We start from the raw sequence: 22,552 nt of genomic DNA, 5'->3' as shown, positions 1-22,552 counted from the left end.
TTCTGGCAGTAGCGGCGAAAGAAACGGCGCATGCATAGATCATCGGCCATGCCAAGGCTGTCTGAGGAGGTGGTTGTCGCGAAGCCGCGGACCAGGCACCTCGATGGTTCCGCCGTCGCTACTACCAAGACTCCACCACACGCGGGGGGCTTGGATGAAAAACGCCAACTATTTCCGTTAGTCGAAGGGATGAATTCATGATTAAGCGCATGATCGTGGGCGCGACCACGGTGCTGGCTGCCTGCCTACTGGCAGGCGGACCCGCGAGTGCTGCCACCCCGACCGCCACGCCTCAAGCCGGTCCGGCTGTGGGCACCGCCCTCCTCCTGTCCCCGGAACCCAATTTCCTGGGGGTCCCGCAGCGGGTGCTCGCTCCAGTGCCGTTCCGGTGTACGCCCGTGGCAATCGAAACTCTGCCGGATGGCGCACGATCCGCGATCAACCGCACCCGCCAGAGCATCCGGCTGTACGCGGAGCCGGGCGAGGGACAGGCCCCGTGCGAGGGCACTCCGGTCGTCGACCTGCCGCCCCGCTCCGCGGTCGCTGCATTCACCGAGCCGGTTTTCTACTTCAAAGCGGCTCTTTAGTAACGCGCCAGCAATCGAGCCCCCAGAGCCTTGGGAGCGGATTCTGAACGTGTGAGTCAGGTTTCAGGTGTTGGGTCATCTGGCTGCTGGCGTAGGGCTCGCCGAGCAGTCGGGCGACATAAGGCGCGCAGGCTCCTGGTGGTGATGCCTGACCTGACTTGTCATTGATGCTCCCCAAGCAAGCGGCGGGTTGCCCCACCCGAGAGGGTGGGGCAACCCGCGACGGCCCGGTCAGAAGGAGGCCGGGCCGTTGGGGGTGCCCTCTCCGGTGGGACCGTCGTAGCCGGACAGGGAGTTGCATTGGTAGTCACCGCCGCAGTCCATGCCGGACGGGCTGGTGACGTTGGTGCCGCTGGTGATGTCGTTGAGTGCATCGGTGTGGGCATACAGGTAGCTGGCGTCGGGAAACGCGGTGGGATTGCCGGCGAGCGCGATCACACCCGCGATGAACGGAGAGGAGGCACTGGTGCCACCAACTATCGTCCAGCCGGGACCTCCGTCTGACCCGTAGCTGTCGTAGACGGCGGGTCCTGTGTCAGGATCGGCGTCGGCGGCGACGTCAGCGGTCATCCGCCCCGAACAGTTCGGGTCGTGCTGCCAGGTGGGCTTGGCGATCCACGCCGAGCAGCCGCTGCCCGTACCGCCGGTGGTGCTCGAGCCGCCCCAGGCGGTTTCGGCCCAGCGGCGTGCAGCGGTGGGCACGCGGGTCAGGCGAGTGCCGCCGACCGCAATCACACTTGCCAGCACTGCGGGGAATTCCGGGATGCCGTAGCCGGAATCGCCTGCGGCGGCGACAATCGCCACGCCCGGATGGCGGTAGGCGTCCTGAAACGGGAGCATCGCGGGGTCCTCCTGGATGCCGTAGCTGTTGGAGATCTCGTTGGCGCCCAAGCTTGCGGCGGTGGCCTCGGCGGTGGCCAGGTCCGCGATGGCCGCGCTGGCGCCCTCGACCAACAGGACGCGGCAGTCCGGGCAGGCGGCAGACACCATGTCCAGATCGAGGGAAATCTCCAGGCCCCACCCCTCATCGGCCGGAGGGAGCGGACTGGCGGCGCCGCTGCCGTTGACCTTGTGGAAGCAGCCGTTGGCGGTGGTGCAGGCCGGCAGGCCGTAGGTGGTCCGGTAGGTGGCCAGATCGGATTCGGCGTTGGGATCGTCGTAGGCGTCTACGACGGCTACAGTCTGTGCGCCGCCGCCGGTGATGGGCAGGTTGTACGCCGAGCGCAGATCCGCCGGACCGTAGCCGGCCGGTAACGCGGCTGCAGTCATGTGGCCACTGTGGACGTCAGTACGGATTTTGGCGAAACACCTGGCGTATCCAGGCCGTGCCGCGCCGCAGGCGTCGCGGACGGCCGCGGTGCGCGGAAAGCCGATGGCGACCGGCGCTTGGACGGTCAGCGCCGCAGCCGTGATCGTGGCGAGCATGACGACGAGTCTCATCGCAACTCCTGTGATCAGTGGCCGGGCGCGGCGATGGTGTAGGCGTTGGTGATGGTCTGGGTGATCGATCCGCCGGCGGCGTCGGCGGCGGTTACTCGCAACGCCGGGCTGGTGCCCCGCGCCGACGCGGGATTGGGCCAGGCCACGAGGTACTGCCCGTTGTCGCCGTGCACCATCGCGGGCTGCCAGGTGGCGCCGTCGAAGGACACGGACACCGTCACCGAGGTGACCGGGTCGTGTGAGCCGGCGCCGTCATAGCTCAGATGGGCGACGGTGAGCCGCATCAACTGCCGGGGCGCGGTGCTGCTGCCGGTCTGGTCGGTAGCCAGCCAGTAGTTCAGCGTGAGCACCGGCAGGATGTGGCACGCAGTGGACGCCGATTGTCCGTAGCAGGTGTTGCCGGCGGGCAGCGCGCTGCCCGGCAGGTCGCGGAAGGCCAGGTCGGTGTGCGTGTGGGTGGACTGGCTGACCGGGGACTGCGTGCCGCGGTCGACATCGAACACCGCGCGATAGGCGCCTGGCACACTTGTCACCACGGCGCCGATGGCGTTCTGGCCGTCGACCACCTGAGTGCCGTCACGGTAAAGCGTGATCCGCGTGGTGGCATCCAGGAGAGTTCCCTGATGGGTTGGATCGCTGTCGGCCGCGTCGTCGGCGAAGAACAGGGAGAGCGTGCCGCCAGCGCTGCACGCTAGGCAGTACGGGTACTGGATACTGTCCAACCACTGGTGCGGTCCAGTGTGTTGCCCGAACTCGGCGGCCTGCGGACCGTGGCCCCAGTCGATCGAGTACCGGTGTCCGGCGGTGAAGGTGCGCGCGTCCGCCGTGTACAGCACGTTGCCGGGCATCTGCGTCATCTGCAGCCACTGCCCCCCGTTGGCGGCGCCCACGTACTCGGTCACCTCGCCGGGTGCCGGGACGCCGCCCAGGTTGCCGTACACCAGTCCCCCTATCCGACCGGTCGCCGGGTCCAGGGGAGCCTTGAGGAACGCTGCCCTGGGCGTGTCGGCGGGGTCGGCGAAGAAACGCTGTCGCACCACGGCCAGTTCGTTGGGGTGCACGACGTAGGCGTTCACGGTCGGCACGTCGTTCGAACCGAAAGCCACGTCATAGCGCGAAGTCGCGGACTGGCCGCTCCACGAGACGAGGAAACGCAGATTCCCCACCGGGGCAGCGGATGTGGGCGTCACATAGAAGTCGGCACCGTGCGAGCCAGCACCGCCTGCGGTGACCACCAAACCGGTTTGCCTGGCCTTGTCCTGTGGGATGAACGTGACGGTCATACCGTCTTCGGCGGCCTGCTGGGGCGTGGCCACCGAGATCCGAGACGACGCGCTGCGCTCATCGATCCCCAGCGCGGTGACGGCGTCGGAGTCCGAGACGGTGAAACTCGGCGTGACCCATCGTCCCGCCACGACCCTGCCGCGCTGGTCGAAATCGCAGAAGAAGCTGAGCGCGACATAATGTCCTGCCGGCACCGCCAGCCGCTGGATCTCGCCGTGAGTGAACAGCGCCACCCCAGGCACGCGACGGATGGAGTCCACATTGAACAGTGTGAGAAAGCTGTTCGTCAGCTGGCCGGTCAGGCCGACCGTGGTCAGCTGGACGACACGCATGGGATACGCCGGCGTGGCGGAGCTTGAGTCGGTCGGCGCGGCCAGTGTCATCCGTGCCAACCCGCCGGGCAGCGGGCCAGTGCCTGGCTCCCGACCGGCGGCGATGTCGGCGCCGATCCGCTCGCGCAGCATCGCGGCGAACCGCGACGCCGACGCGACGTTGAGGTATCCACGCGCCGTGCCGCCCGATGCGGCGGTAAGCGTGACTCCCGGCGGCGCCACCGGCGGGGCTCCGGCGGCGAACGACAGCTCCAGCGGAATCCCGTCCCGGGTCCGCGCGCGAGCCAGCGCCGACACGTCGAACAACGACAGGTCCAACTGGCGCCCCGCATACGGTGCCGCCACGGAGGGCACCACGTAGCGGTCACCGGTGGGACCGGTGAACGACAGCATCGGTCCGCCGTCGTCCTCGGAGGGAATCGTGGCGACCGGACCGCCACCGGCCGACTCCACAATCCGGTCGCCGGTCACCAGGGTCACCGACACCGAACCGGCATCCGCTCCCAGCGCGGTGGGCGCGGTGGCCACCATGCCTGGCGGCGCGGTCAACATAGCGACGACAAGTGGTGCGGTCACCAAAGGCAAGAACGCGTGCATGAGTACCTCCCGCAGGCAGGGTGGAGGCGAGTCCGCATAGTGTGCATGTATCCCTTGGTTGAGCAGGAGAATGTGTCATGGCCAATAAGTGCCGTTGACCGCGAGTGGTCATCACATCAGGTCACCCTCAGGAGTTCTTCTCCGGCCACGCCGGCCAGCAACGCCCGCGCCAGCAGCGCAAACGACGTCCAAGGCTCCGGATGGGTGAACATCCAGCCCAGGTCCTCGGCCAGGGCTTGAAGATCCGCATCTCGCGATGTAGTACGGGATCCCGACCTCCGCTGGCAGCTTCATTTGTGAAGCGAGTTTGAGACAGCAGTCCCGATCAAGATCGTTGCTGGGGAGTACGGACGATGCGACGTTGTGTGGTCGGGAATCTCTCAAATCCGGGGCTGGTGGGACGCGTGGCACGCCTGTTCGCGTGAATCGTGTAGGCGCTGCGGCCCCGCTTAACAGCCAACTCGGCTATGCCGCCACCTCAACATCGTCCCAGGCAGAGCTTTCCTAAGGGCAGCAGCAGTTTCGTCGAGCTCATCACGTTGACGTACGCGCCAATCTGCATGCAAACCGAAGCCATCACCCGGAAACCGGGGGAAGACGTGCAAGTGATGTCGGAGCGGCGATGGGTCAGCCAGGTGGTCAACGAGCCGGCGGGTGAAGGTGGTGTCGGCCGGCGGTCGGGTTAAGTGCGCCAACCGTTGATCTTGCAAGCCGTTGTCGGTCTCTGTCAGTACATTTTCCCGAGGTTTGGGGAGCGCGTCGCGCCCCTCCTGGTGAGCTGGTTCACAGCAACGTCGAGGAAGTCCTGTACGAGCGGTCCACGGTCTTCGGCCCTGGTTGCGAGCACGACTCGGCACGGTGCGATTCCTTCAACGGGAATGGTTGTGAGGTCGTGTCGAAGGGGGGTGTGCTCGCCGCCGGCCGGTGCGAGGGCGAGGGCCTGGCCGCTGGCGATGAGTTCGAGTTTGTCTGCCGCGGACATGGCGAGCGGGCCTTCGGGTGTCGGGCGTCCGTTCGGGCGTGGGTCGAGACGCCAGAATGCGTCATACGCCGCGTCGGTGTACCGGACCAGGGCTTCGTCCGCAAAGTCGTCAATGGTGACAGACGTGCGGCCGGCGAGGCGATGGAAGGTGGGCACCACGAGCACCCGGGGCTCCTCGTAGAGGGCCGTCACGCGCAGCTGGTCGGTCGGGAACGGCTCTCGGGCGAGGACCACGTCGACCCGGTAGTCCATGAGGGCCGCTTTTACCTGGCTAAAGTCCAGATGCAGGGTGCGCACCTCGGCGTCGGGACGCCGGTTGCGCAGTTCGCGCGCCGCGGTGGTCACGATGAGGCCGCCCGTGTACCCGATGGTGAATTCGTCGGGGCCAACGGCGGCACGGGTCGTCGCCACGGCTTGCCGGGCGGAGTGCAGGAGTGCTTGCGCCTGAGGCAGGAAGATCCGGCCCGCCTCGGTGAGGTGGCTGCCCTGTCTCGTGCGATCGAGCAGGCGGACGCCCATTCGTTCTTCGAGACGCTGAATCTGCCGGCTCAGCGACGGCTGGGCGAGGTGCAGGGCGCTGGCCGCGCGGTGGAAGTTGCGGTGCTCGGCGACGACCGTGAAGTACCGCACCAAGCGCAGTTCGAGGTCCGCCGAGGAGGCGGGCTGGTCGGGCACGCCGCCAGGATACTCCTGATACCTATTTCGCATCACGTGGTGCGGGACAGGACTTGGACGCGGGGCGCCCGTGGTTCTTAGCGTTGAGGCACAGGCCCACCCCTCTCCAGAGACCGGGCTGACTCGAAGCCACAGAGGATTGTCATCGTGCGCATTTTTGTCACCGGTGCCACCGGGTACATCGGATCCGCGGTTGTCCGCGAGCTCCTCGGAGCAGGCCATCAGGTCATCGGCCTCGCCCGCTCGGACTCGGCCGCCGCAGCGTTGTCGGCGGTCGGCGCAGATGTTCGCCGCGGCGAACTGGAAGACCTCGACAGCTTGCGTGCCGGCGCCACCGCAGCGGACGGGGTCATTTACGCGGCCAACCAGCACATTACTGAGACCACGGATCCGGCCGCTCGAGCCCGGGTCGAACTGAGCGCCGTCGAGGCGATCGGGGCAGCGCTTGAAGGCTCCGACAAACCCTTCGTGGTGACCTCGGGAACCTTGGGCCTGACGTTCGGGCGCCTGGGCACGGAAGCGGATGCCCCCGATGTAGAAAGGCTGGGGGCCTGGGCCCTGCGAGTTCCGACCGAGCACGCCGTGATCGCGATGGGAGAGCGCAGCGTGCGCGCAGCTGCGCTACGGCTCGCGCCGCTGGTGCACGGCGAGGGAGACCTGAAGGGTTTCACACCGACTCTCATCGGCATCGCCCGCGCGAAGGGCGTGTCCGCCTATGTTGGCGACGGATCGAACCGGTGGCCTGCGGTGCACCGGCTGGACGCGGCGCACCTGTACCGGCTGGCTGTGGAGGCCGCCCCAGCCGGCTCGCGCCTGCACGCAGTCGACGATGAGGGGGTGAGGTTGCGGGACATCGCTGAGGCCATCGGCCGTCAGCTGAAGGTGCCGGTTGTCAGCCTCGCGGCCGAGGACGCAGGCAACCACTTCGGTTTTCTCGGCCCCCTGGTGTCGATCGACAGCCCGACGTCGAGCGCACTGACGCAGGAACGCCTGGGATGGCGGCCGACGCGTCCCGCGCTGATCGCGGACATCAAGGAAGGCCACTACTTCAACGATTGACGATTCATCTTGGAGAGCACACTGAACGTTTTTCATCCTGCGGTGACTTCGTAGTTCTGTAGCACGTGGATGGCCTTGGCCGGACGGCCGGCGCGGCGGGGACAGCACCGGAGCTTGCGCAGGATGCGCCAGGTCTTGAGTTGTGCGTTGGCGCGTTCGCCGGGGCCGCGCAGCCGGGCGTGGGCGCGGTTGGCCTCCTTCTGGGACTCGGGCTTGTTGCGGCCCTTGTACGGGGTGATCACGTGGTGTCCGGTCTGGTCGTAGCCGTGGTAGCCCTTGTCGCCCAACGCGATGAGCCCGGTGTCGCGTAGGGCGGCGAGGATCTGCCAGATCCGGGCGGCGGCGGTGTCGTGCGTGCTGCCGGGCAGTTGGCCGGACACCCACAGGATCGTGCCGTCTGGGGAGGCGATCACCTGGACGTTTATTCCATGGAGCTTGTGTTTGCCGGAGTAGTACGGGCGGTCGGCGGCGATCCGGTCGATCGGGATCAGGGTGCCGTCGATGATCACGTAGGCCATCCCCTCGCGCTGGGCTTTCCGGAGTGCCGCCCGCAGCTTCGGCGCCCGCGCGGTCAGCAATCCGACGGTCTCGTTGACGTAGCGCCAGCAGGTGGCGGTGGACACCTCGAACCCGGCGCCGACCTCGGCGAACGGCTCGCCTTGCGCAGGCACACCAGCACCAGCAGGGCCTGTTGTCCCGGGTTGAGCGCCCGCCACACCGAGCCGATCCGCCGGCGGTGGGTACGGATCAGCCTGGACACGACGGTCAGGGTCTGACGTGACAACGGCAGCGCCGCACGGTAGAACAGCATACGAAGCCCTTGGGTCGGACGTGGATCTTGGTCGATTGCTGTCCTACCAAGGGCTTCGTCATGTCTCCAGCACCGACACGCCCACCGACAACGGACGCTGTGACCTGGAACCCGTACCCGGCAACACATCCACGGGACTTGACCCCGGATGTTGGACACCTGACACACTCGGATCGTGATGGTCCGGGTGGACTGGAGTCCTGCATAAATGGTCATGAAGCACTACCCGCCGGAGTTCAAGGCTGAGGCGGTCGCGCTGTACCGGTCCCGTCCGGGCACGACGGTCGCCGCGGTGGCCAGGCATCTTGGGGTCAACGCCGAGACGCTGCGGTCCTGGATCCGGATCGACGACGCACGACGCGCCGATTCCCACCCCACGACCGGCGCAACCCCGGTTGCCGCGCCGGCCTCGGGCACGCTGGAAAGCGAGAACGCCGAGCTGCGCAAGCGAGTCCGAGAGTTGGAGGAGGAACGCGAGATCCTGCGCAAGGCGGCCAAGTATTTCGCCGGGGAGACGCGCTGGTGAACCGCTTCCAGTTCGTCGCCGACCATCACCGCCGCTACGGCGTGAAGCGGTTGTGCCAGGTCATCGGGATCGCCCGGTCCAGCTTCTACCACTGGAAGGCCACCGCGGCCGACCGCGCCGCCCGCAGTGCTGCCGACGATCGGCTGGCGGCCCGGATCCGCGTGGTTCACCGGGAATCCGACGGCACCTACGGCGTTCCGCGGATTACCGCCGAGCTGCGTGAGGCTGGGCAGGTGGTCAACCACAAGCGGGTCGCGCGGGAGATGCGCGGGATCGGCCTGGCCGGGGTGCGGCTGCGCCGCCGGCACCGCACCACCGTCAGCGATCCGGCCGCGGGCACGGCGCCAGACCTGATCCAGCGCGACTTCACCGCGCAGGCGCCGAACATCCGCTACGTCGGTGACATCACCTACCTGCCGATCGCCGACGGCACGTTCTGTTATCTGGCAACGGTGATGGACCTGTGCTCGCGCCGGCTGGTCGGCTGGGCCATCGCTGATCACATGCGCACCGAGCTGGTCATCGACGCACTCGCAGCAGCCCAGCGCACGCGGGGCAGCCTGGCCGGGGCGATCTTCCATACCGACCACGGGGCCCAATACGTCTCCCGGGCGTTCGCCCAAGCCTGCCACGCGGCTGGGGTGATCCAGTCCATGGGCGCGGTCGGCAGTTCCGCGGACAACGCCGCCGCGGAGAGCCTGAACGCCGCGTTCAAACGCGAGACCCTGCAGGGCATTGGAAGCTGGTCCACCGCAAAGGAAGCACGGCTGGCGGCGTTCGGCTGGCTGCATCGCTACAACACCCGACGCCGTCATTCCTACCTCGGGCAACGGTCCCCGATCGCCTACGAGAACAGTCTTGGCGCGACATCGGCTACGCTGCCCGAAGTCGCATAACCCCGTGTCCAACATCCGGGGGTAAGCCCCCCTAATGCGGACGCTGTTTTCCCGGACATCGTCAGACTTGATCGAGCCGCTCGCCACGGTCCATCAACAGCTCGTATCCGACTGCCTCTTGTGGGAATCTGACGCCGTTGACCAGAGCGTCCCGTGCCTGCGCGGCGAACGACCCCAGCCACGCCGCAGCTTCCGTGGCGACAGCGGTGGGAACCTGCTTGGCGGGTCGCGCAAGGCCCATCTCGAAGAGGAGGCCATACAACGGTACCGCCGGAACTACTCCTGGAAGCCCAGCCAGGGAGCCAGCAGCGTGTGCCGCCAAGGGAATCTGTAGTCCTTTTAGGTCCACGTCGCCGAAGTATGCGATTCGTTCGGGCATGGGGGACAGCAGCGGCACGGACAGCACCGCTGAGGGAAACTGGCCACCGGTCCCGTACCCCACATGCCGTCCCGGGCCGCCGCTGGCCGCGCGGTGCCGTGTGACTTCCAGCAGAGACGTGTAGGTGTGATGGTTTTCGGCGATGAGCAGCGCTGTGCCCTTTGGGTCGTCGATGCCCGGAACCCATTGTGAGACAAAGGGGATGGGCACGGTGTGGCAGCGCAGGAGGTTCAGGGTCAGTGCCCCCGATGTGAATAGGCGGGTGCTCAGGAGCCGATCGAGTCTCTTCTCGTCGCCGAACAGTTCCAGGGACCGCTCTCGCATCGGCACGTTCGGCCGCGTCGCACCGCTGTCACGAAGGAAAGCGGTAACCGTGTCCAGCAGCGCCAGTTCCTCGTCGCGGTGCGCGATTCGGCCTGCGGCTTCGAGTGCCGCCGGCCAGACCCGAACGGGCGCCTTCTCCCGTACGACACGTTCGCGAGCCGGCCGCCGTACCCACCTGGGCAGGTGAGGCTCGTCCCGGGTGTCGAAGTCCCGAAGCGAGCGCGGAAACATCACCAGGCCGGCGGCGACGAGCTCATCCAGCGCATGGCGGATCTCGCCGCGTGCCGCCGGTGCCGTCGCCAGGCTGCGATCGAACTCGACGGCCGCGGCGTACAGCGCCCCAACCTCGATCTTCTGCCTGGGCGCGTCTGCGACGTGTGCGGCCAGGTATCGCGCCAGTGAACTCAACGTCATGACGACGGTTCCTCCACTGCTTCGTCGCGTGCGACTCGGACACTGGTGATGCCGTCGACGGTCGTACCGAAACGCTCCTCCACGACCACATAGCGCCTGGTGCGCAGCGCACCAGGGGCGTTGCGCATCCGCAGCACGTTGGGGAACTGGCCGACGGCGCCGAGGTCCTCGACGCCGGTCGTGTAGAGGAGCTGCACTCCGTGTGCGGCTGCGACGTCGCGTTGCAGCCGCAGCAGTGCCACGTGGCTGGCCGTGCCCAATGGGTTGTCCAACACCAGGGTGCCGCCCAGCGCGGATCTGCCTTGGCCGCGGTTGATCGCGCGCAGCCGGGCGAGGGTGCAGTACAGCGCGACACACACGGTGAGCTTCTCACCGCCGGAGAACTTGCCGAGCCGGGTCACATCGACGGGTTCAACCGCGAGATCGCTGTTCGGCTTGAGAACCTTGACGGTGAAGCCGCGCGGCGCGACTGCTTCGTGCACGCACCGTTTGAGCAGCGCGAGACCCTCCGGCTTCGACTTCTCCGCCACGATCCGGTCCACCACGGCGTTGATCCGGGCCCGCAGGTCCTCGTCACCAGTAGGACGGGTGAAACGGATCCGGAGGAAGTGCTCGTTGCCCCAGCCGCCGAGCGTGCCGGGCAGCTTCGAGTGCCGGTGCGCGGAGTCCAGGTTCGCGAGCACACTCTGGACGAGGGCGGCGATCTCGACCACCACCAGCCCTTGATCACGGTCGATGTCTCCGAGCTGGTCCTCGATCGTCCGCCGGCGCACGCGCATCTCCTCGGCCCGGCCGGCTGCGCGGGCGGCGAGCACGGCGGAGTCGTCACCGGTGAACCGGTCCCTGATCGCGGCGGGGATCGCGGCGAACCGGTTGTCCGACGCCAGTTTACGCACCTGCTGGACGGCTTCGTCCCGGTCCTGTCCGGTCGACGAGGCTACGGTGTTGGCGCCGGTGAGCCGCTCGAGAAGGTGCTCGGTGTCGGATTCGGCCCGCGCGCTGTCGCCGTCGTACGCCGGGACGTCCTGCGGTGCCGTGACCGGGACGGCGGCATCGGCGAGGCGGTGAGCACGTTGTGCGAACACCTGGGCGGCGGTGTCCGCCTCGCGTGCCGCTGTGCCTGCCTCGTCGGCTTCCCGGTTGAAGCTGGTCACCTTGCCACTCATCTCCGCCGCCCGGGCGGAGTGCTCCTCGGCCTGTGCACGGGCCTGCTCTTCGGTGGCCGGCTCGGCATCGAGCTGCGTGTGCCGTGCCCTGTCCCGCGGTGTTCGCGCGCTGAGCTCGTTCTCGGCCGTCTTGACCTCCGTCTCGGCGCGGGTCAACGCCACCTGGAGCTCGTCCGCGCGGTTTCGGGCGCGCTCTCGTGCCGTTGCTCGACGTGCCGGATCCTGGCCGTCACCGGTCTTGAGCAGAGCGGCGGAGCGCAGCCGAGCCGACTGCGTGAACCTGGCCAGGGCGTCCGCGGCTTGTCCGGCTCGGGCGAGAGCGCTCCGTAGCCGTTCGGCCAGGACGGACTGTGACGCTACTGTGCGCCAGCGTTCGTCCGCGCCATCGAATTGCCTCTCCAGCAACGACAACGGATCGCCGGCATCATCGACGTCGGCCTTGTGATCGGGTTCGAGCAATGAGATCTTGCGATCGGCCTGCTCGTACCGTTCCTTGTTGGAGTGGTGTCGGCGAGCACCGTCGCGGGCGCCTCGTTCTTCGTGGCGATGCTCATTCGCTCGTTCGGTCGCTTCTGCCTCGATCCTCCTGTGAGTTCGTGCGTCACGGTCCAGTTGCTCGACAGCCTGGCTGATCCCGGGCAAGTCGGCGACTTTGTCCCGGAGCAGGGCCAGCCGTTGAATCTTTCCTTCGAGCGAGGCGAGTTCGTCACCAAGAGCGGTTTCGGTGTCCGCGTCCTCTGCGTCCTGGCGCTCGAGTTCGTCACTCTGGTCGAGCAGGTTCCGGTCGGTGCCGTCGATGTCCTCGATCGCCTGCCGGTACTCCTCGATATTGGCCTCGAGTGCGCGCAGGTGGCCTTCCGGGCAGTCGTGCAGCACCGTGTCCACCCTGTCGAGCAGGACACGATCCGCTGCCGCCTGGTCACGCAACTCGGCCATCCGACGATCCTGGACTTCGCGGCGGAGTTCACGTTCGGCGCGCGCGTTCTCTGCCGCGCCCGGATCGAACAGCGCCGGATCGTTCGGTACCACCAGCCACTCCGGCCGCGCGCCGGTCAGCGCGTGTTGCAGCTGGCTGGCGGTGCACACGGTCACGTGAGCCACCGACCGCCAGTCCCGCGACCGTACTGCGTCGCGGACATCGTTGGCGGCGACGTCCGCGACGACGACTCCGGCCGCGAGCTCCGCGACGACCGGGTTCTCCAGCACCCTGGCGCGGTCGGGTTCGGGCACCAGGTCGCGCAGCAGCTCCCAGCCAGGTCGCGCTGCCTTGCCGGTGGCAGCGTGGATCGCTTCGGCCGCGCGCTGGGCATCACGTGTGGTGGGCAGGAAGGCGTCGCCGCGCAGCCCCTCCAAGGCACGGTCATCGTCTGCCGCGTCGACACGAGTGTCCACAATGGTCGACTCGGCCAGTGCGATCGCATGCGTCAGCGCCGCACGGAGATCGGCTGCTTCCCGCCACAGGTCCAGCCGGCCACCGTCGTCGAGTTGGACGAGTTCGGCCAGTCTGGGGTGCGTCGCGAGCTCATCGACGCGCTCAGCCAACTTTCGGCGTTCGGCGGCGAGGTGATCCCGTTCTGTCACCTTGGTGGCACGCTCACGGGCAAGGGCTTGTCGTCGGCTCGACAACGACTTGCGCGTTGCCGGCCGCTTGGCGCGGCGGCGTCGAACGGTGTCGAGATCGTCCTTCTTCTCGCGTTTGGACGTCCGTGCCTCGGCGAGAATGACATCCGGTACGGCGTCCGGACCCGGCAGGTCGCCCTGCCGCACTGAGTCGGCGATCGCGTCGCTGATCTCGATCAACTTGCCCCTGAGGCCCTTGGCACGGGTCTCCTCCTGAGTCGCGAGGTCCCGGTTAGCCAGGGCCCGGCTGTCCTCCTCAGCCGCCTTCGTCTCCGCGGTGTCGGCGAGGGAGGTCTCCGTTTCCTCAGCGGCGGCTTCCTCCTCGGCGAGCGCGGTATAACGGGCCTTCAGTGCGGTGGCCGCGCGGTCGCGTTCTACGCGCAGTGGTGCCGTCTGTCGTTGCTCCTCCGCCATCTGCTTGCGTACGGACTCCGCGTCGTGCTCGGCCTCCATCTGCTCGGCCAGCGGAACGACCGCCTGCCAAGCCAGTTCCTCGTCCCGGGCTTCGACATGATCAGACGCTGCCTGCTCATGGGTCGCGACTGCGGTGGCAAGACGGTGCGTGGCCGCGACCCTGTGCAACTCGTTCGCGACGTCGTTGACACCTTTACGTTCACGGTCCAACCTGAGCGCTTCCTCGCGGAGCCGACCTTCCTCGTTCGTGAACCACTCCGCGTCGGTTCCGCGTTCGCGTGCCGCGACGGCGAACGCACCGGCAAGCCGGGCAGCGGCCTGCCTGGCGGCGTTCGCCTCGGTCTCGGCGTTCTTGGCGACCTCGTGACGTTCGGCGAGCAAGTCCAGCCGGCCCGTCACCTCCACACAGAAGTCGCGGTCAGCGAGCAGGTCCGGCTTGCGAGCCAGGATGTCGATGATCTTGCGCAGGTTGGTCGCGACGAGGTCCGGCTGCGCGCTGTCCACGGTCAGGTCGATCAGGAAGTCGACGAACCTGTCGGTGGACGGGAAGTTGAACAGCTCGGCCACACCGCCCTCGGAATGGTTCATCTCCTTCTGATAGCTGAACAGCGCGGGATCGAGGCCGCGCGCGGTGAGCGTGTCCATCCATAGGTTGCGTTGGTCGGTCACCGCGAACGAGAACTGCTGCGGTCTGGTCGCAGCGATCTCACGCAACAGGCGGACGAACTCGGTCATCGGCCTGAGCCGGCCGGTGTCGTGTACTGGCAGCCGGTCGAGATCAAGTTCCCCGGACACCGCGAAGAACGTGTAGTACCACCCCTTGAGCTTGTCGCGGTCCCGGTCTGGGTCGAGTGGCCGGCGGCGGTCCACCCATTCGTAGACCGCGCCGGTGATCAGTCGCGGTGCGGCCGAGGGCAGCAAGCTGTTATCGGACCGTGCGACCCATTCGGCGATCGTGTGACTGGTGTCGCCCGACGCGACGTAGTCCTCCAGGTAGCGCTTCACGGTCTTGCCCATGAAGTCCTTGCGCAGCGGCAGCAGCAAGGCGAAGAACAACGACAGTAGGCTCGATTTGCCGCCGCCGTTGCGCAACCAGAGTATGGAGTCGACCGGATCGCCCGGGCCGTCCACGCCGGACGAGGACATATCCAGGGTCACGTCGGTGAACCGGGCTGCGCGATCTCCCACGCTCGCCAACCGCAGTCGGGACAGTTGGTACGTCACGACGTCACCTCATCCTGTCGGATCGCTGCCAGCACGTCATAGGTGGCGTTCCCGGCGAGTTCCCCGGCTTGTATACGGAACCGCTCCAGCAGTTGGTACGCCTCCGGGCCGCGAGCGGGCGCCGGTCGGGCGAGCCCCTGATCCACCATCCAGCCCAGTACGCTCGCCACCCAGTAGGTCGACGACGCTGGCGATCGACGCCCCTTGCCCTTTCCCCGGTCTGCCTTGTAGCCGGGAGACAATCGGTCGTAGCAGCGCCATGCCTCGTCCAGCGACTCCTCGTCGGTCGGTGTGCGCTTGAGCCGTTCGCACGCGTCGCGGATGAAGCGTTCGACCTCCTCGACGGACACCCAACGAACCCGGTCGTCGTCGAAGTCGGCGGGTGTCGGGTAGGCGTACGCCGTGATCGCGACGCTGACGAGCCCGACCAGGAGACGATCTGTCACACCGGTGACGTTAGGCAGGTCCGACAACCGAAATGCGAAGACCGACTCGCGGCGCACACCCAGCACCAGACCGAGATCGGAATCGGAGAGGACGCGCGCGTCGAGTCCGTCAAGGACACTGTCAACCGCGTTGCGGAACTCGAAGTCGGCGCGGTACCGACCGAGCAGACGCCGGTAGTCGGAATCCGCACCAGGCCGCATCTTCGGCCGCAGCGCACAGGCGATGAGCACACCCACCTCGGCGAGGTCGCGTTGGCTCAGCGTCACGATGCCTCCCGATCTCGCGGCGTGGCGGCGGAATGCCGTTCGGCCCAGCGGGCCAGTGCGTCCTCGTCCTGGGCGACGATCAGGTCATCGCCGGACCAGCCGGGCATGGTGATCCGAACGCCGTCCGCGTCGACCGCTGCCGTCGGACCCAGGACGTATGCCGCCGCATCCACCGCCGTGGACACGTCCTGCGTCGTCTCAGGTGCGTAGTTCCACAGCACCGCAAGGACGACCAACCGTTCAACATGCCGGCGGTCGACGCCGGCCGGCAGACTCGCTTCGCGGGCGGCCAGCAGTAGATCGGACAGTCTCGCGGGCAGTTCGACACCGTCAACCACGGCTGCGGCCGCCGCCAGAACCTCAGGCGGCACGGCTGGCGGATCGGGGTCGCCGAGTTCCTCGTCGGGCTCGAGCGGTTCCTCCGGCGCGGCTTCCCGACGTGGTGCCAGCAGGTCGTCCACCAGATCGGCGAACCGGACGATCTTCGGCGGCTGGGTACCCGCCAACAGGATGCTGAACGTCTCCGCGGGTTCGATGGCCCCCTTCGTGGGCATCGTGAGCAACGGAAGGAACACACCGTCGTTGATGTCGGGGTTGCGGAGCCCGCCGACAGGTCGGAACGACTGCCGGGTCTGCTCGTCCAGGAAGGTCGTTCGGGCGGTGACCAGCCTCCCGTGCAGCTCGGTGTGTCGCTGCCGGCACTCCTCCAGCAAACCGGCGATGCGTGCCGCGGCCGCCGCAACGTCTGGCTCGACGTCCGGCGCGTCCAGCGCGCCTCGAACGTGATCGAGTAGCCGTGACTCCCCGGCGAGCCGTTCCTCCAGGTGGACGCGGTTGCGGTCGAGTTGTGCCGGCACTTGCTCGGCCCATTGGTTGAACACTGTCCGAATGTCACGGCTGGTGTCCGCCAGGATTGTCCGCAGTTCGTCCGCGTAGCGCACGGAAAGCAACCGTGACCGTTCAGCCGCCTTTTCGGCCTGTCCGAAAGCTCCACGTTGGAGTTGCCGGGTGAGCATGAGCTCGATGGCGGACTGCTCGTCTTCGACGTCGAACTCCAATCCGCCCACGAGGGCGTTGATAGCGTCGGTCGATGCCCGCAGCACATTGACACCTCGGCCGTGGTCCTCGTGCTCGGTGAGTAGCCGGAACTCGACCGCGGTGCGCCTGTGTCGGACAGAGCCGTCCTGCTCACGGGTGAAGGCGGAGACCGAGTAGCTGAATGGGGCCTCGCGTTCCCTGCGGTTGAGTAGCGCGTCCACGACGTACCCCGCGACCGCCCTGTGTTCGTCGTGAGGCCGGGTGGGATTGGTGTTGGCGGCCAAGCTCGCCAGCCCGGTGATGGCCTCGTCATAGGTGACTTCGTGGTCGAAACCCTGTCTGGCGATCACCGTGTCGATGGCTGTCAGGGAGAGCGCCACCACGTCGTAGCCCTGGTCGCTCCAGGCCTGGCGGGTGGCGTTGTCCGCCGCGTCGGCCACTGGTCGGGTGCGCAGGAGCACTCGTACTCGGTCGCTGAACGAGGCGTCGAAGACAGCCCGCCCGACAGGCCATGGCTCGCTCACCCGATGTAACCTCCTCGGTGTGCCGACGCCTCCACTGTAAGGTCGGCCTCGGAGCGTTTTGTGCGGCTTCGAGCCAGGCTGCACCCGTTTGGTCCAATGGGCGGCTGATTCGCGTGCGTGCGCCAGATGACTATTGGAGAAATGCCGTGTCGTCGGGTGCCGTGCTATCGCGCGTGCGGTTCGCTCCGGATCCATGTCGATGATCGGCACAACACCACTGCCACCAACCGCGGTCGACGTCTACTACACGCGGCGACACGGCGACGTCATCGCGGTCGTCACGCTGCCTGTGTTGCCGCCACGGTGGGCACAGCTGGCGCCTCCTGGGATGTAACGCACGGCGTGGCAGCATCTGCGAGACTCGCTGCCTCGTTCAAGACCGTGGCGAATTCCCGTGCCTCCTCGACGGTCAGGTGCCAACCCGTGGAGCTTCCGCCCTTACCGCACCAGATCTGCGGCGACACTTCACGAGCTCCTTGCTCCAAGCTCACGGAAACGTATTCAGCCTGACACAGCCGATCGTGTTCTCCGGAAGACGTCATTCGCACACCATCCTCCAACGTTAGAAGTACGACGCCCTGCCAGTCGGAGAAGTGGGTTCGATCGTCGGTCATGTCGTCGTCGTGATGGTCTCCTGAGCACCAGCGGGGACAGGGTGTTTCGAGCCAGTAGACCTCTCGGGCGCACAGGTTCCGGCGTCGGTCATCACAGGCGATCAAGTGGATGCCGTCGAGTTTGCCGACGGATTTGGCCACGACGGGACTGCGATGGCACGACACGCAGGCGTGGCCAGCGCGCTGATCGGGCGTGAGGCGGGAGACGTCGGCAATGGTGTTTGTCATAGCAAGGACTCCGTGGTGAGAAGTTGTCACAATCGAGTGCGTCGGGACCCGGTACACCGTCCGAGCCGCATCGTCTTTAGGACGCGATGTCCGGCACGCGTTCGGCGAGAAATCCGACCAACTTGCGCTGCGCTTGCGCCAGCTGGGCGCGGCATCGGCGCGGAGTCACTCCCAGCGCCGCGGCTGCGCACGTGCAGTTCATGCCGCCCAGGTGTACGTCAGACAAGAGTCCCGCCTGTTCGGCGGTCAACGCCTTGTCCAGGACGGCATTCGCCAACAGCAGGTCGGGATGACCTTCCTGGCGGGCGCGGTAGGTGTCAACGCGTCCTTCGTCCAGCTCAGCTCGCTTTGCCGCAAGCCGGCGCTCGCGACAGCACGCTTCATGTCCACGCCGGAAGGCGCCCATGTACAACTGCGAATAAACCTTCGGATGATCAGCCTCGACGAGATCCAACGCTTCGAAGAACCCGCCGAGGATCTCCGAGTCGAGATCTTGATTGTCGCCGGGGTACTGGCGGCTCAACCTGCCGGCGATACGCTTCAGTCCCGGCAGGAGCATCCCAGCCGCAGCCATCACCCACGGATCCGGTTCCGTGTGGGCGCGACGCGCCAGTTCCTTCCAGACCGCGTCTTTGGTGACCCACGCAGTACGTACCTTGAGTAGCAGAACGCGCAACTCGTCAAGGCATATGAGGCGCTCCGGCAGGCCGCAACCGAGTGTCGCACAGTCCAAACTCAAAGCAATCGGTGGCCTTGTCAACTCGACGAACCGCTGCTCGACAATGTCCAAGCTCGACGGGTGGTCGTTGTAGGGCATGCTGTATCGTCCTCCGCGGTGTCATGAACTTTCTATCACTCCTTATTCGTTTGTTACCTGCCAGTACGACGAAAAATACTCCATATGGTTTAAGTAATTTAGGCGGATCATCCCCGCGGTGATACAACGTGTTCGGTGAACGACTCGTTGTGAACAGGCCCTGCCTCACGGACTAGACGTAAAAATCGGTCTTCACATGCTCGGATCGCTCTAACGGCCGGACACCTGCCGTGTGTGCTCCGTACGGAGCGCGAGGGTCCAGTCAAGCCCTCGCTTCTTACGACGGCGGTCCAGCGACAGGGGCAACATCAGGTAGATCAGTCCACGGGGGCCCGCCAGTCCCGCCCAGTCCCGCTCGGCCCTATGCGACGAGGCCGATGAGAGATCGTGCCACTTCTACGGCGGCAGGACAGTCCAGGTGCGTGGTGGCGTACTGGGCGGCGAGCAGGTCGGCGCCCAGCCAACGGTCGTATTTGGCGGTGACTTTGTTCAGGACCTCCCGAGCGAGGTCAACCTCGGTGGGCGGTGGTGCCTCGGCGATCGATCGGACGGCGACCCTCACGTCTTCGACAGTGGCCTTGACGACAACAAGGGCCAGATTCTGTGCGGCGACATCCAGACCTTGTCCAACCAGGAGTTGCGCGAGCGTGCCCAGTTCGAGGTCGCCGGTCCACGGCAAGGCGAGCACATCTTGGCCGTCCCGGACGAAGCATTCCTCGTCGAGCCGGAGCTGCGCGTATGCGCGGCGTGCCTGTTCGAGGGCCTGCTGCGCTGTGCTGTCCAGGTATGGGAAGTGTTCGTCACCCGCCAGGATCGCCCGCATCCGTGTTCGGACCACGGCGTGCACCCGCCCTGATGACGGCCCTACGATCACAGGCTTGCCGCCCGAGGCAGGGGTTAGCTGGATGAGTTTGTCCTCTTCATGCACTGCCAGCACTCGCCACCGCCGTGCGGCGAACACCACCAGCTGGTCCTCGTGGATCGGGTTCTCGACGGGCATCGTGCCGAGCGTGGTGTCGCCATGGACCAACCGATACTCCTCAGCGGTCGGAAACGCCGCGTAGAAGGTGTAGTGGTTGACCTCGCGGTCGCCTTTCGCGCCAGTGAGCAGGGTTCGGTCGGCGGACTGTACGACCACGTCTCGTTCCGCGAGTTCGCGTAGCAGGGCGGCGAACTGTTGGGGGCGTACCGCGGTGAACGGACCACCGCGGCCGCACAACACCCGATACGCCTCTTCGGGCCTGGCGCCGCCGTGCTGGGCGATGAGCGAGAGCAGTTGCTGTACCAGCGTGGACAGGTCCATTTGGGACGGTCTCGGCGGTTCGCACCAATGTTCGCGTAGCAGCTCTACCGCGGCAATCAGCTGAATCAGGTCGGGTTGTCCCGCCCCGGGTTTGATGGAGACATCGAACACCCGGAGGATTCACAGTCATGGCGGCACCACGGAAGTACCCCGACGAGTTGCGGTAGCGGGCCACGCGTCTGGTAGTCGAGGCCAGGCGAGACCCCGCGTCGGCGGCTGGGGCGATCAAACGGATCGCCGACCAGCTCGGTGTGCACCCGGAGGCGTTGCGGACGTGGGTGAAACAGGCCGAGACCGACGAGAGGACACGGCCGGGGACGGCCTCGACGGAGGCGGCCAGGATCGCCGAGTTGGAACGTGAAGTGCGTGAGCTGCGTCGGGCGAACCAGATCCTGAAGTCAGCGGCGTCTTTCTTCGCGGCGGAGCTGTGCGCCACGAGGCGCTGCGTTGATCGAGGAGCGGTGAGAGACCGCTCCCGTCAGGCCGTCGCAGCGGCCTGATCGAAGCACGGGGGCAGCCCGATCCGGGGAACGCCGGAGAGGGTGGCAAGCGGCCCCGACAAAGGCAGGTCGCGCTGGGACTGCCAGACGGTGCGGGCCTGTCGAGCGAGGTCAGAAGGTGCAACGAGAGTGAACCAGTGCTCGACGCTCCGTAACAGCGAAGCCGGCTCCAACCTGGTGGATATGGGCCGGTGTGCAGTGCGTGACATCCCAGGACTCGTGATCGGGATGTCAACTCCGAAGCCGGGTAGTTCCGCCGACGAGGAGGCCACGGTGAAAGCCTGCGGCGTAGCCGTGGCGATGCTGCCGGAGTACAGCTGGGCGCCTCCCTGATCGATCGATCACGCGGTGAACGTGGGAACCACCCGACAGTCGCCTGATGACTGTCCATCCAGGACAGTCGCGGGCAGGTCCGTTACCGGCTGGTGGCTGACCGGGTGGGGCGGCGGCTGTGTAGTAGTCGCGGGCGTCACGACCCGCCGAGGGGTCCGGGAAAGCCGGACACAGGGCGAAGACAGCCAGCAAGTCAGCAGTGATGGAGAGTGGAATGCCAGGAGGGATGTCGTTGGTGAACACCGACGATCTGGACTGGGCCGTGCTCAAGGCCGAGCGCCGGGTACTGGAGATCCAAACCAAGCTGCACCGGTGGGCGCGTGAGGATGCCCGTCGGCAGTTCGACGACCTGTTCAATTTGGTGGCCGATCCCGCGTTTCTGTTGGTGGCGTGGGATCGGGTGCGGGGCAACAAGGGTGCCAAGACCGCCGGGGTGGACGGGCGCACCGCCGCGTCGATTGTGGCGCGGGTCGGGGTGTCGGAGTATCTGGCCGGGTTGCGGTCTGCGTTGCGGGATCGTAGTTTCCGGCCGTTGCCGGTGCGGGAGCGGATGATTCCCAAGGCGGGCGGGAAGCTGCGCCGGTTGGGGATCGCTACCATCACCGACCGGGTGGTCCAGGCATCGGTGAAGCTGGTGCTGGAGCCGATCTTCGAGGCGGATTTTCTCCCGTGCTCCTACGGGTTCCGCCCGATGCGCCGGGCTCATGACGCGGTGGCTGAGATTCGTTACCTGACCTCGAAACCACGATGCTATGAGTGGATCGTGGAAGGCGACATCAAGGCCTGTTTCGACGAGATCTCGCATGTGTCCTTAATGGACAGAGTGCGGGCGCGAGTCGGAGACAAGCGTGTCCTTGCCCTGGTGAAGGCGTTCCTCAAGTCGGGCATTCTCGGCGAGGATCGCCTGCTGAGGTCGACCACCGCCGGCACCCCGCAAGGGTCGATCCTCTCGCCGTTGCTCAGCAACATCGCCTTGTCCGTGCTGGACGAGCATATAGCCCGGCTGCCGGGTGGACCGGCCACGGGCAGGGCGGAGAAGGCCAAGCGTCTGCGGCATGGCCTGCCGAACTTCAAGCTGGTGCGTTATGCCGACGACTGGTGCCTGGTGATCAAGGGCGCCAGGGCAGACGCGGAAGCCTTGCGGGAGGACATCGCGGAGGTCTTGTCCACGATGGGTTTGCGCCTGTCGCAGGAGAAGACGCTGATCACCCACATCGATGAGGGCCTGGACTTTCTCGGGTGGCGCATCCAGCGTCATCGCAAGAAGGGCACGCGCGAGCACTACGTCTACTCCTATCCGTCCAAGAAAGCCCTCAAGGCGGTCATGGCCAAGGTGAAGACGATCGGCCGCGAGGTCGAGGTGAACCAGCCCATCGACGACCTGATACGCAGGCTCAACTCTGCGTTGCGGGGCTGGTGCGCCTACTTCCGGCCCGGGGTGTCGTCGGTGACCTTCGCTTACCTGAGCCATTATGTGTTCGCGACGGTATGGCGATGGATCCGCCGGAAACACCGCCGGTCCAGGTGGACCGAGCTGCGCCGCCACTACTGCGGTGGTGGATGGTGGCCCACGGGGCAGGATCGGGAGCTGTTCGACCCCGAGAAGGTGAGCACTACTCGTTACCGATATCGGGGATCAGTCATCCCGTCTCCCTGGACGGCCACTGCCTGACGGACAGACGACAAGCACAGCGGGGCTTGTGGAGCGCCCGGTGCCTTGAAAGGGGCACGCCGGGTGCGGGAAGCGGCTCG

At 66.6% G+C, this 22,552-nt stretch carries 15 protein-coding genes and 1 pseudogene; 5 read left to right on the top strand and 11 right to left on the bottom strand.

Annotation, left to right across the window (positions count from 1 at the left end):
• Nucleotides 1-197: 197 nt before the first annotated feature.
• On the top strand, nucleotides 198-587 hold the full coding sequence (locus KUTG_RS01715; protein WP_157494217.1) for a hypothetical protein: 390 nt from the start codon (nucleotides 198-200) through the stop codon (nucleotides 585-587).
• Between the two features lie 231 nt (nucleotides 588-818).
• On the opposite strand, the gene KUTG_RS01710 is transcribed toward KUTG_RS01715, so the two are convergent.
• The 3 genes from KUTG_RS01710 to KUTG_RS01700 all read right to left on the bottom strand — a co-directional run bounded on the left by KUTG_RS01710 (nucleotide 819) and on the right by KUTG_RS01700 (nucleotide 5,897).
• Complete coding sequence (locus KUTG_RS01710) at nucleotides 819-2,012, bottom strand: S53 family peptidase (protein WP_232240596.1); 1,194 nt, start codon at nucleotides 2,010-2,012, stop codon at nucleotides 819-821.
• A gap of 29 nt (nucleotides 2,013-2,041) precedes the next feature.
• Nucleotides 2,042-4,240, bottom strand: a complete 2,199-nt coding sequence (locus KUTG_RS01705; RefSeq protein ID WP_157494215.1) for a hypothetical protein — start codon at nucleotides 4,238-4,240, stop codon at nucleotides 2,042-2,044.
• A gap of 727 nt (nucleotides 4,241-4,967) precedes the next feature.
• Nucleotides 4,968-5,897, bottom strand: coding sequence for a LysR family transcriptional regulator (locus KUTG_RS01700; protein ID WP_043714389.1), 930 nt, complete (start codon nucleotides 5,895-5,897; stop codon nucleotides 4,968-4,970).
• A 147-nt stretch (nucleotides 5,898-6,044) separates the two neighbouring features.
• Between KUTG_RS01700 and KUTG_RS01695 the strand changes: the two genes are divergently transcribed.
• Nucleotides 6,045-6,956 (top strand): SDR family oxidoreductase, encoded by a 912-nt coding sequence (locus KUTG_RS01695; RefSeq protein ID WP_043714387.1) that lies wholly within the window; start codon nucleotides 6,045-6,047, stop codon nucleotides 6,954-6,956.
• A 32-nt stretch (nucleotides 6,957-6,988) separates the two neighbouring features.
• On the opposite strand, the pseudogene KUTG_RS01690 reads toward KUTG_RS01695, so the two are convergent.
• A pseudogene (locus KUTG_RS01690) lies at nucleotides 6,989-7,767 on the bottom strand (transposase family protein).
• Nucleotides 7,768-7,975: 208 nt separating this feature from the next.
• Between KUTG_RS01690 and KUTG_RS01680 the strand changes: the two are divergent.
• Nucleotides 7,976-9,189, top strand: a protein-coding gene (locus KUTG_RS01680; RefSeq protein ID WP_157494212.1) for an IS3 family transposase whose coding sequence is annotated in 2 segments (ribosomal slippage) — nucleotides 7,976-8,279 and nucleotides 8,279-9,189 — 1,215 coding nt in all. Because the reading frame shifts where the segments join, the coding sequence is not laid out codon by codon here.
• 61 nt (nucleotides 9,190-9,250) lie between these two features.
• On the opposite strand, the gene KUTG_RS52760 is transcribed toward KUTG_RS01680, so the two are convergent.
• The 7 genes from KUTG_RS52760 to KUTG_RS01650 all read right to left on the bottom strand — a co-directional run bounded on the left by KUTG_RS52760 (nucleotide 9,251) and on the right by KUTG_RS01650 (nucleotide 20,078).
• Nucleotides 9,251-10,306 carry a hypothetical protein gene (locus KUTG_RS52760; protein ID WP_052393710.1) on the bottom strand — a complete coding sequence of 352 codons (1,056 nt, stop codon included), beginning with the start codon at nucleotides 10,304-10,306 and terminating at the stop codon, nucleotides 9,251-9,253.
• Entirely contained in the window at nucleotides 10,303-14,730 is a 4,428-nt protein-coding gene (locus KUTG_RS01670) for a coiled-coil domain-containing protein (protein ID WP_157494210.1), read from the bottom strand. The genes KUTG_RS52760 and KUTG_RS01670 overlap by 4 nt, the downstream gene beginning before the upstream one ends.
• Entirely contained in the window at nucleotides 14,727-15,443 is a 717-nt protein-coding gene (locus KUTG_RS52755; RefSeq protein WP_052393707.1) for a hypothetical protein, read from the bottom strand. Before KUTG_RS52755 ends, KUTG_RS01670 begins: the two co-directional genes overlap by 4 nt.
• The gene (locus tag KUTG_RS01660) at nucleotides 15,440-17,005 is read right to left on the bottom strand and encodes a hypothetical protein (RefSeq protein WP_157494208.1); all 1,566 of its coding nucleotides are present in this window, start codon (nucleotides 17,003-17,005) and stop codon (nucleotides 15,440-15,442) included. Before KUTG_RS01660 ends, KUTG_RS52755 begins: the two co-directional genes overlap by 4 nt.
• 278 nt (nucleotides 17,006-17,283) lie before the next feature.
• Nucleotides 17,284-17,847 (bottom strand): DUF6907 domain-containing protein, encoded by a 564-nt coding sequence (locus tag KUTG_RS57850; RefSeq protein WP_157494206.1) that lies wholly within the window; start codon nucleotides 17,845-17,847, stop codon nucleotides 17,284-17,286.
• Between the two features lie 76 nt (nucleotides 17,848-17,923).
• On the bottom strand, nucleotides 17,924-18,664 hold the full coding sequence (locus KUTG_RS52750) for a hypothetical protein (RefSeq protein WP_052393706.1): 741 nt from the start codon (nucleotides 18,662-18,664) through the stop codon (nucleotides 17,924-17,926).
• Nucleotides 18,665-19,025: 361 nt separating this feature from the next.
• Nucleotides 19,026-20,078, bottom strand: a complete 1,053-nt coding sequence (locus KUTG_RS01650) for a hypothetical protein (protein WP_157494204.1) — start codon at nucleotides 20,076-20,078, stop codon at nucleotides 19,026-19,028.
• A gap of 68 nt (nucleotides 20,079-20,146) precedes the next feature.
• On the opposite strand from KUTG_RS01650, the gene KUTG_RS65855 reads away from it, so the two are divergent.
• Together KUTG_RS65855 and ltrA are read left to right on the top strand one after the other, a co-directional pair.
• Complete coding sequence (locus KUTG_RS65855; protein ID WP_084578778.1) at nucleotides 20,147-20,467, top strand: transposase; 321 nt, start codon at nucleotides 20,147-20,149, stop codon at nucleotides 20,465-20,467.
• Between the two features lie 568 nt (nucleotides 20,468-21,035).
• On the top strand, nucleotides 21,036-22,472 hold the full coding sequence (gene ltrA, locus KUTG_RS01640) for a group II intron reverse transcriptase/maturase (protein WP_043727917.1): 1,437 nt from the start codon (nucleotides 21,036-21,038) through the stop codon (nucleotides 22,470-22,472).
• The last annotated feature ends 80 nt before the right edge of the window (nucleotides 22,473-22,552 follow it).

This window comes from Kutzneria sp. 744 (genome assembly GCF_000568255.1).
GTDB lineage: Bacteria > Actinomycetota > Actinomycetes > Mycobacteriales > Pseudonocardiaceae > Kutzneria.
Note: the sequence above shows the minus strand (reverse complement) of the source record. Positions and strands in the feature narration are given on the sequence as shown.

Bases quoted from the DNA above. Each gene is read 5' to 3' on its own strand.
- KUTG_RS01715 (WP_157494217.1), top strand. From the start codon at position 198: ATGATTAAGCGCATGATCGTGGGCGCGACCACGGTGCTGGCTGCCTGC.
- KUTG_RS01710 (WP_232240596.1), bottom strand. From the start codon at position 2,012: ATGCTCGCCACGATCACGGCTGCGGCGCTGACCGTCCAAGCGCCGGTC.
- KUTG_RS01705 (WP_157494215.1), bottom strand. From the start codon at position 4,240: ATGCACGCGTTCTTGCCTTTGGTGACCGCACCACTTGTCGTCGCTATG.
- KUTG_RS52760 (WP_052393710.1), bottom strand. From the start codon at position 10,306: ATGACGTTGAGTTCACTGGCGCGATACCTGGCCGCACACGTCGCAGAC.
- KUTG_RS57850 (WP_157494206.1), bottom strand. From the start codon at position 17,847: ATGACAAACACCATTGCCGACGTCTCCCGCCTCACGCCCGATCAGCGC.
- KUTG_RS52750 (WP_052393706.1), bottom strand. From the start codon at position 18,664: ATGCCCTACAACGACCACCCGTCGAGCTTGGACATTGTCGAGCAGCGG.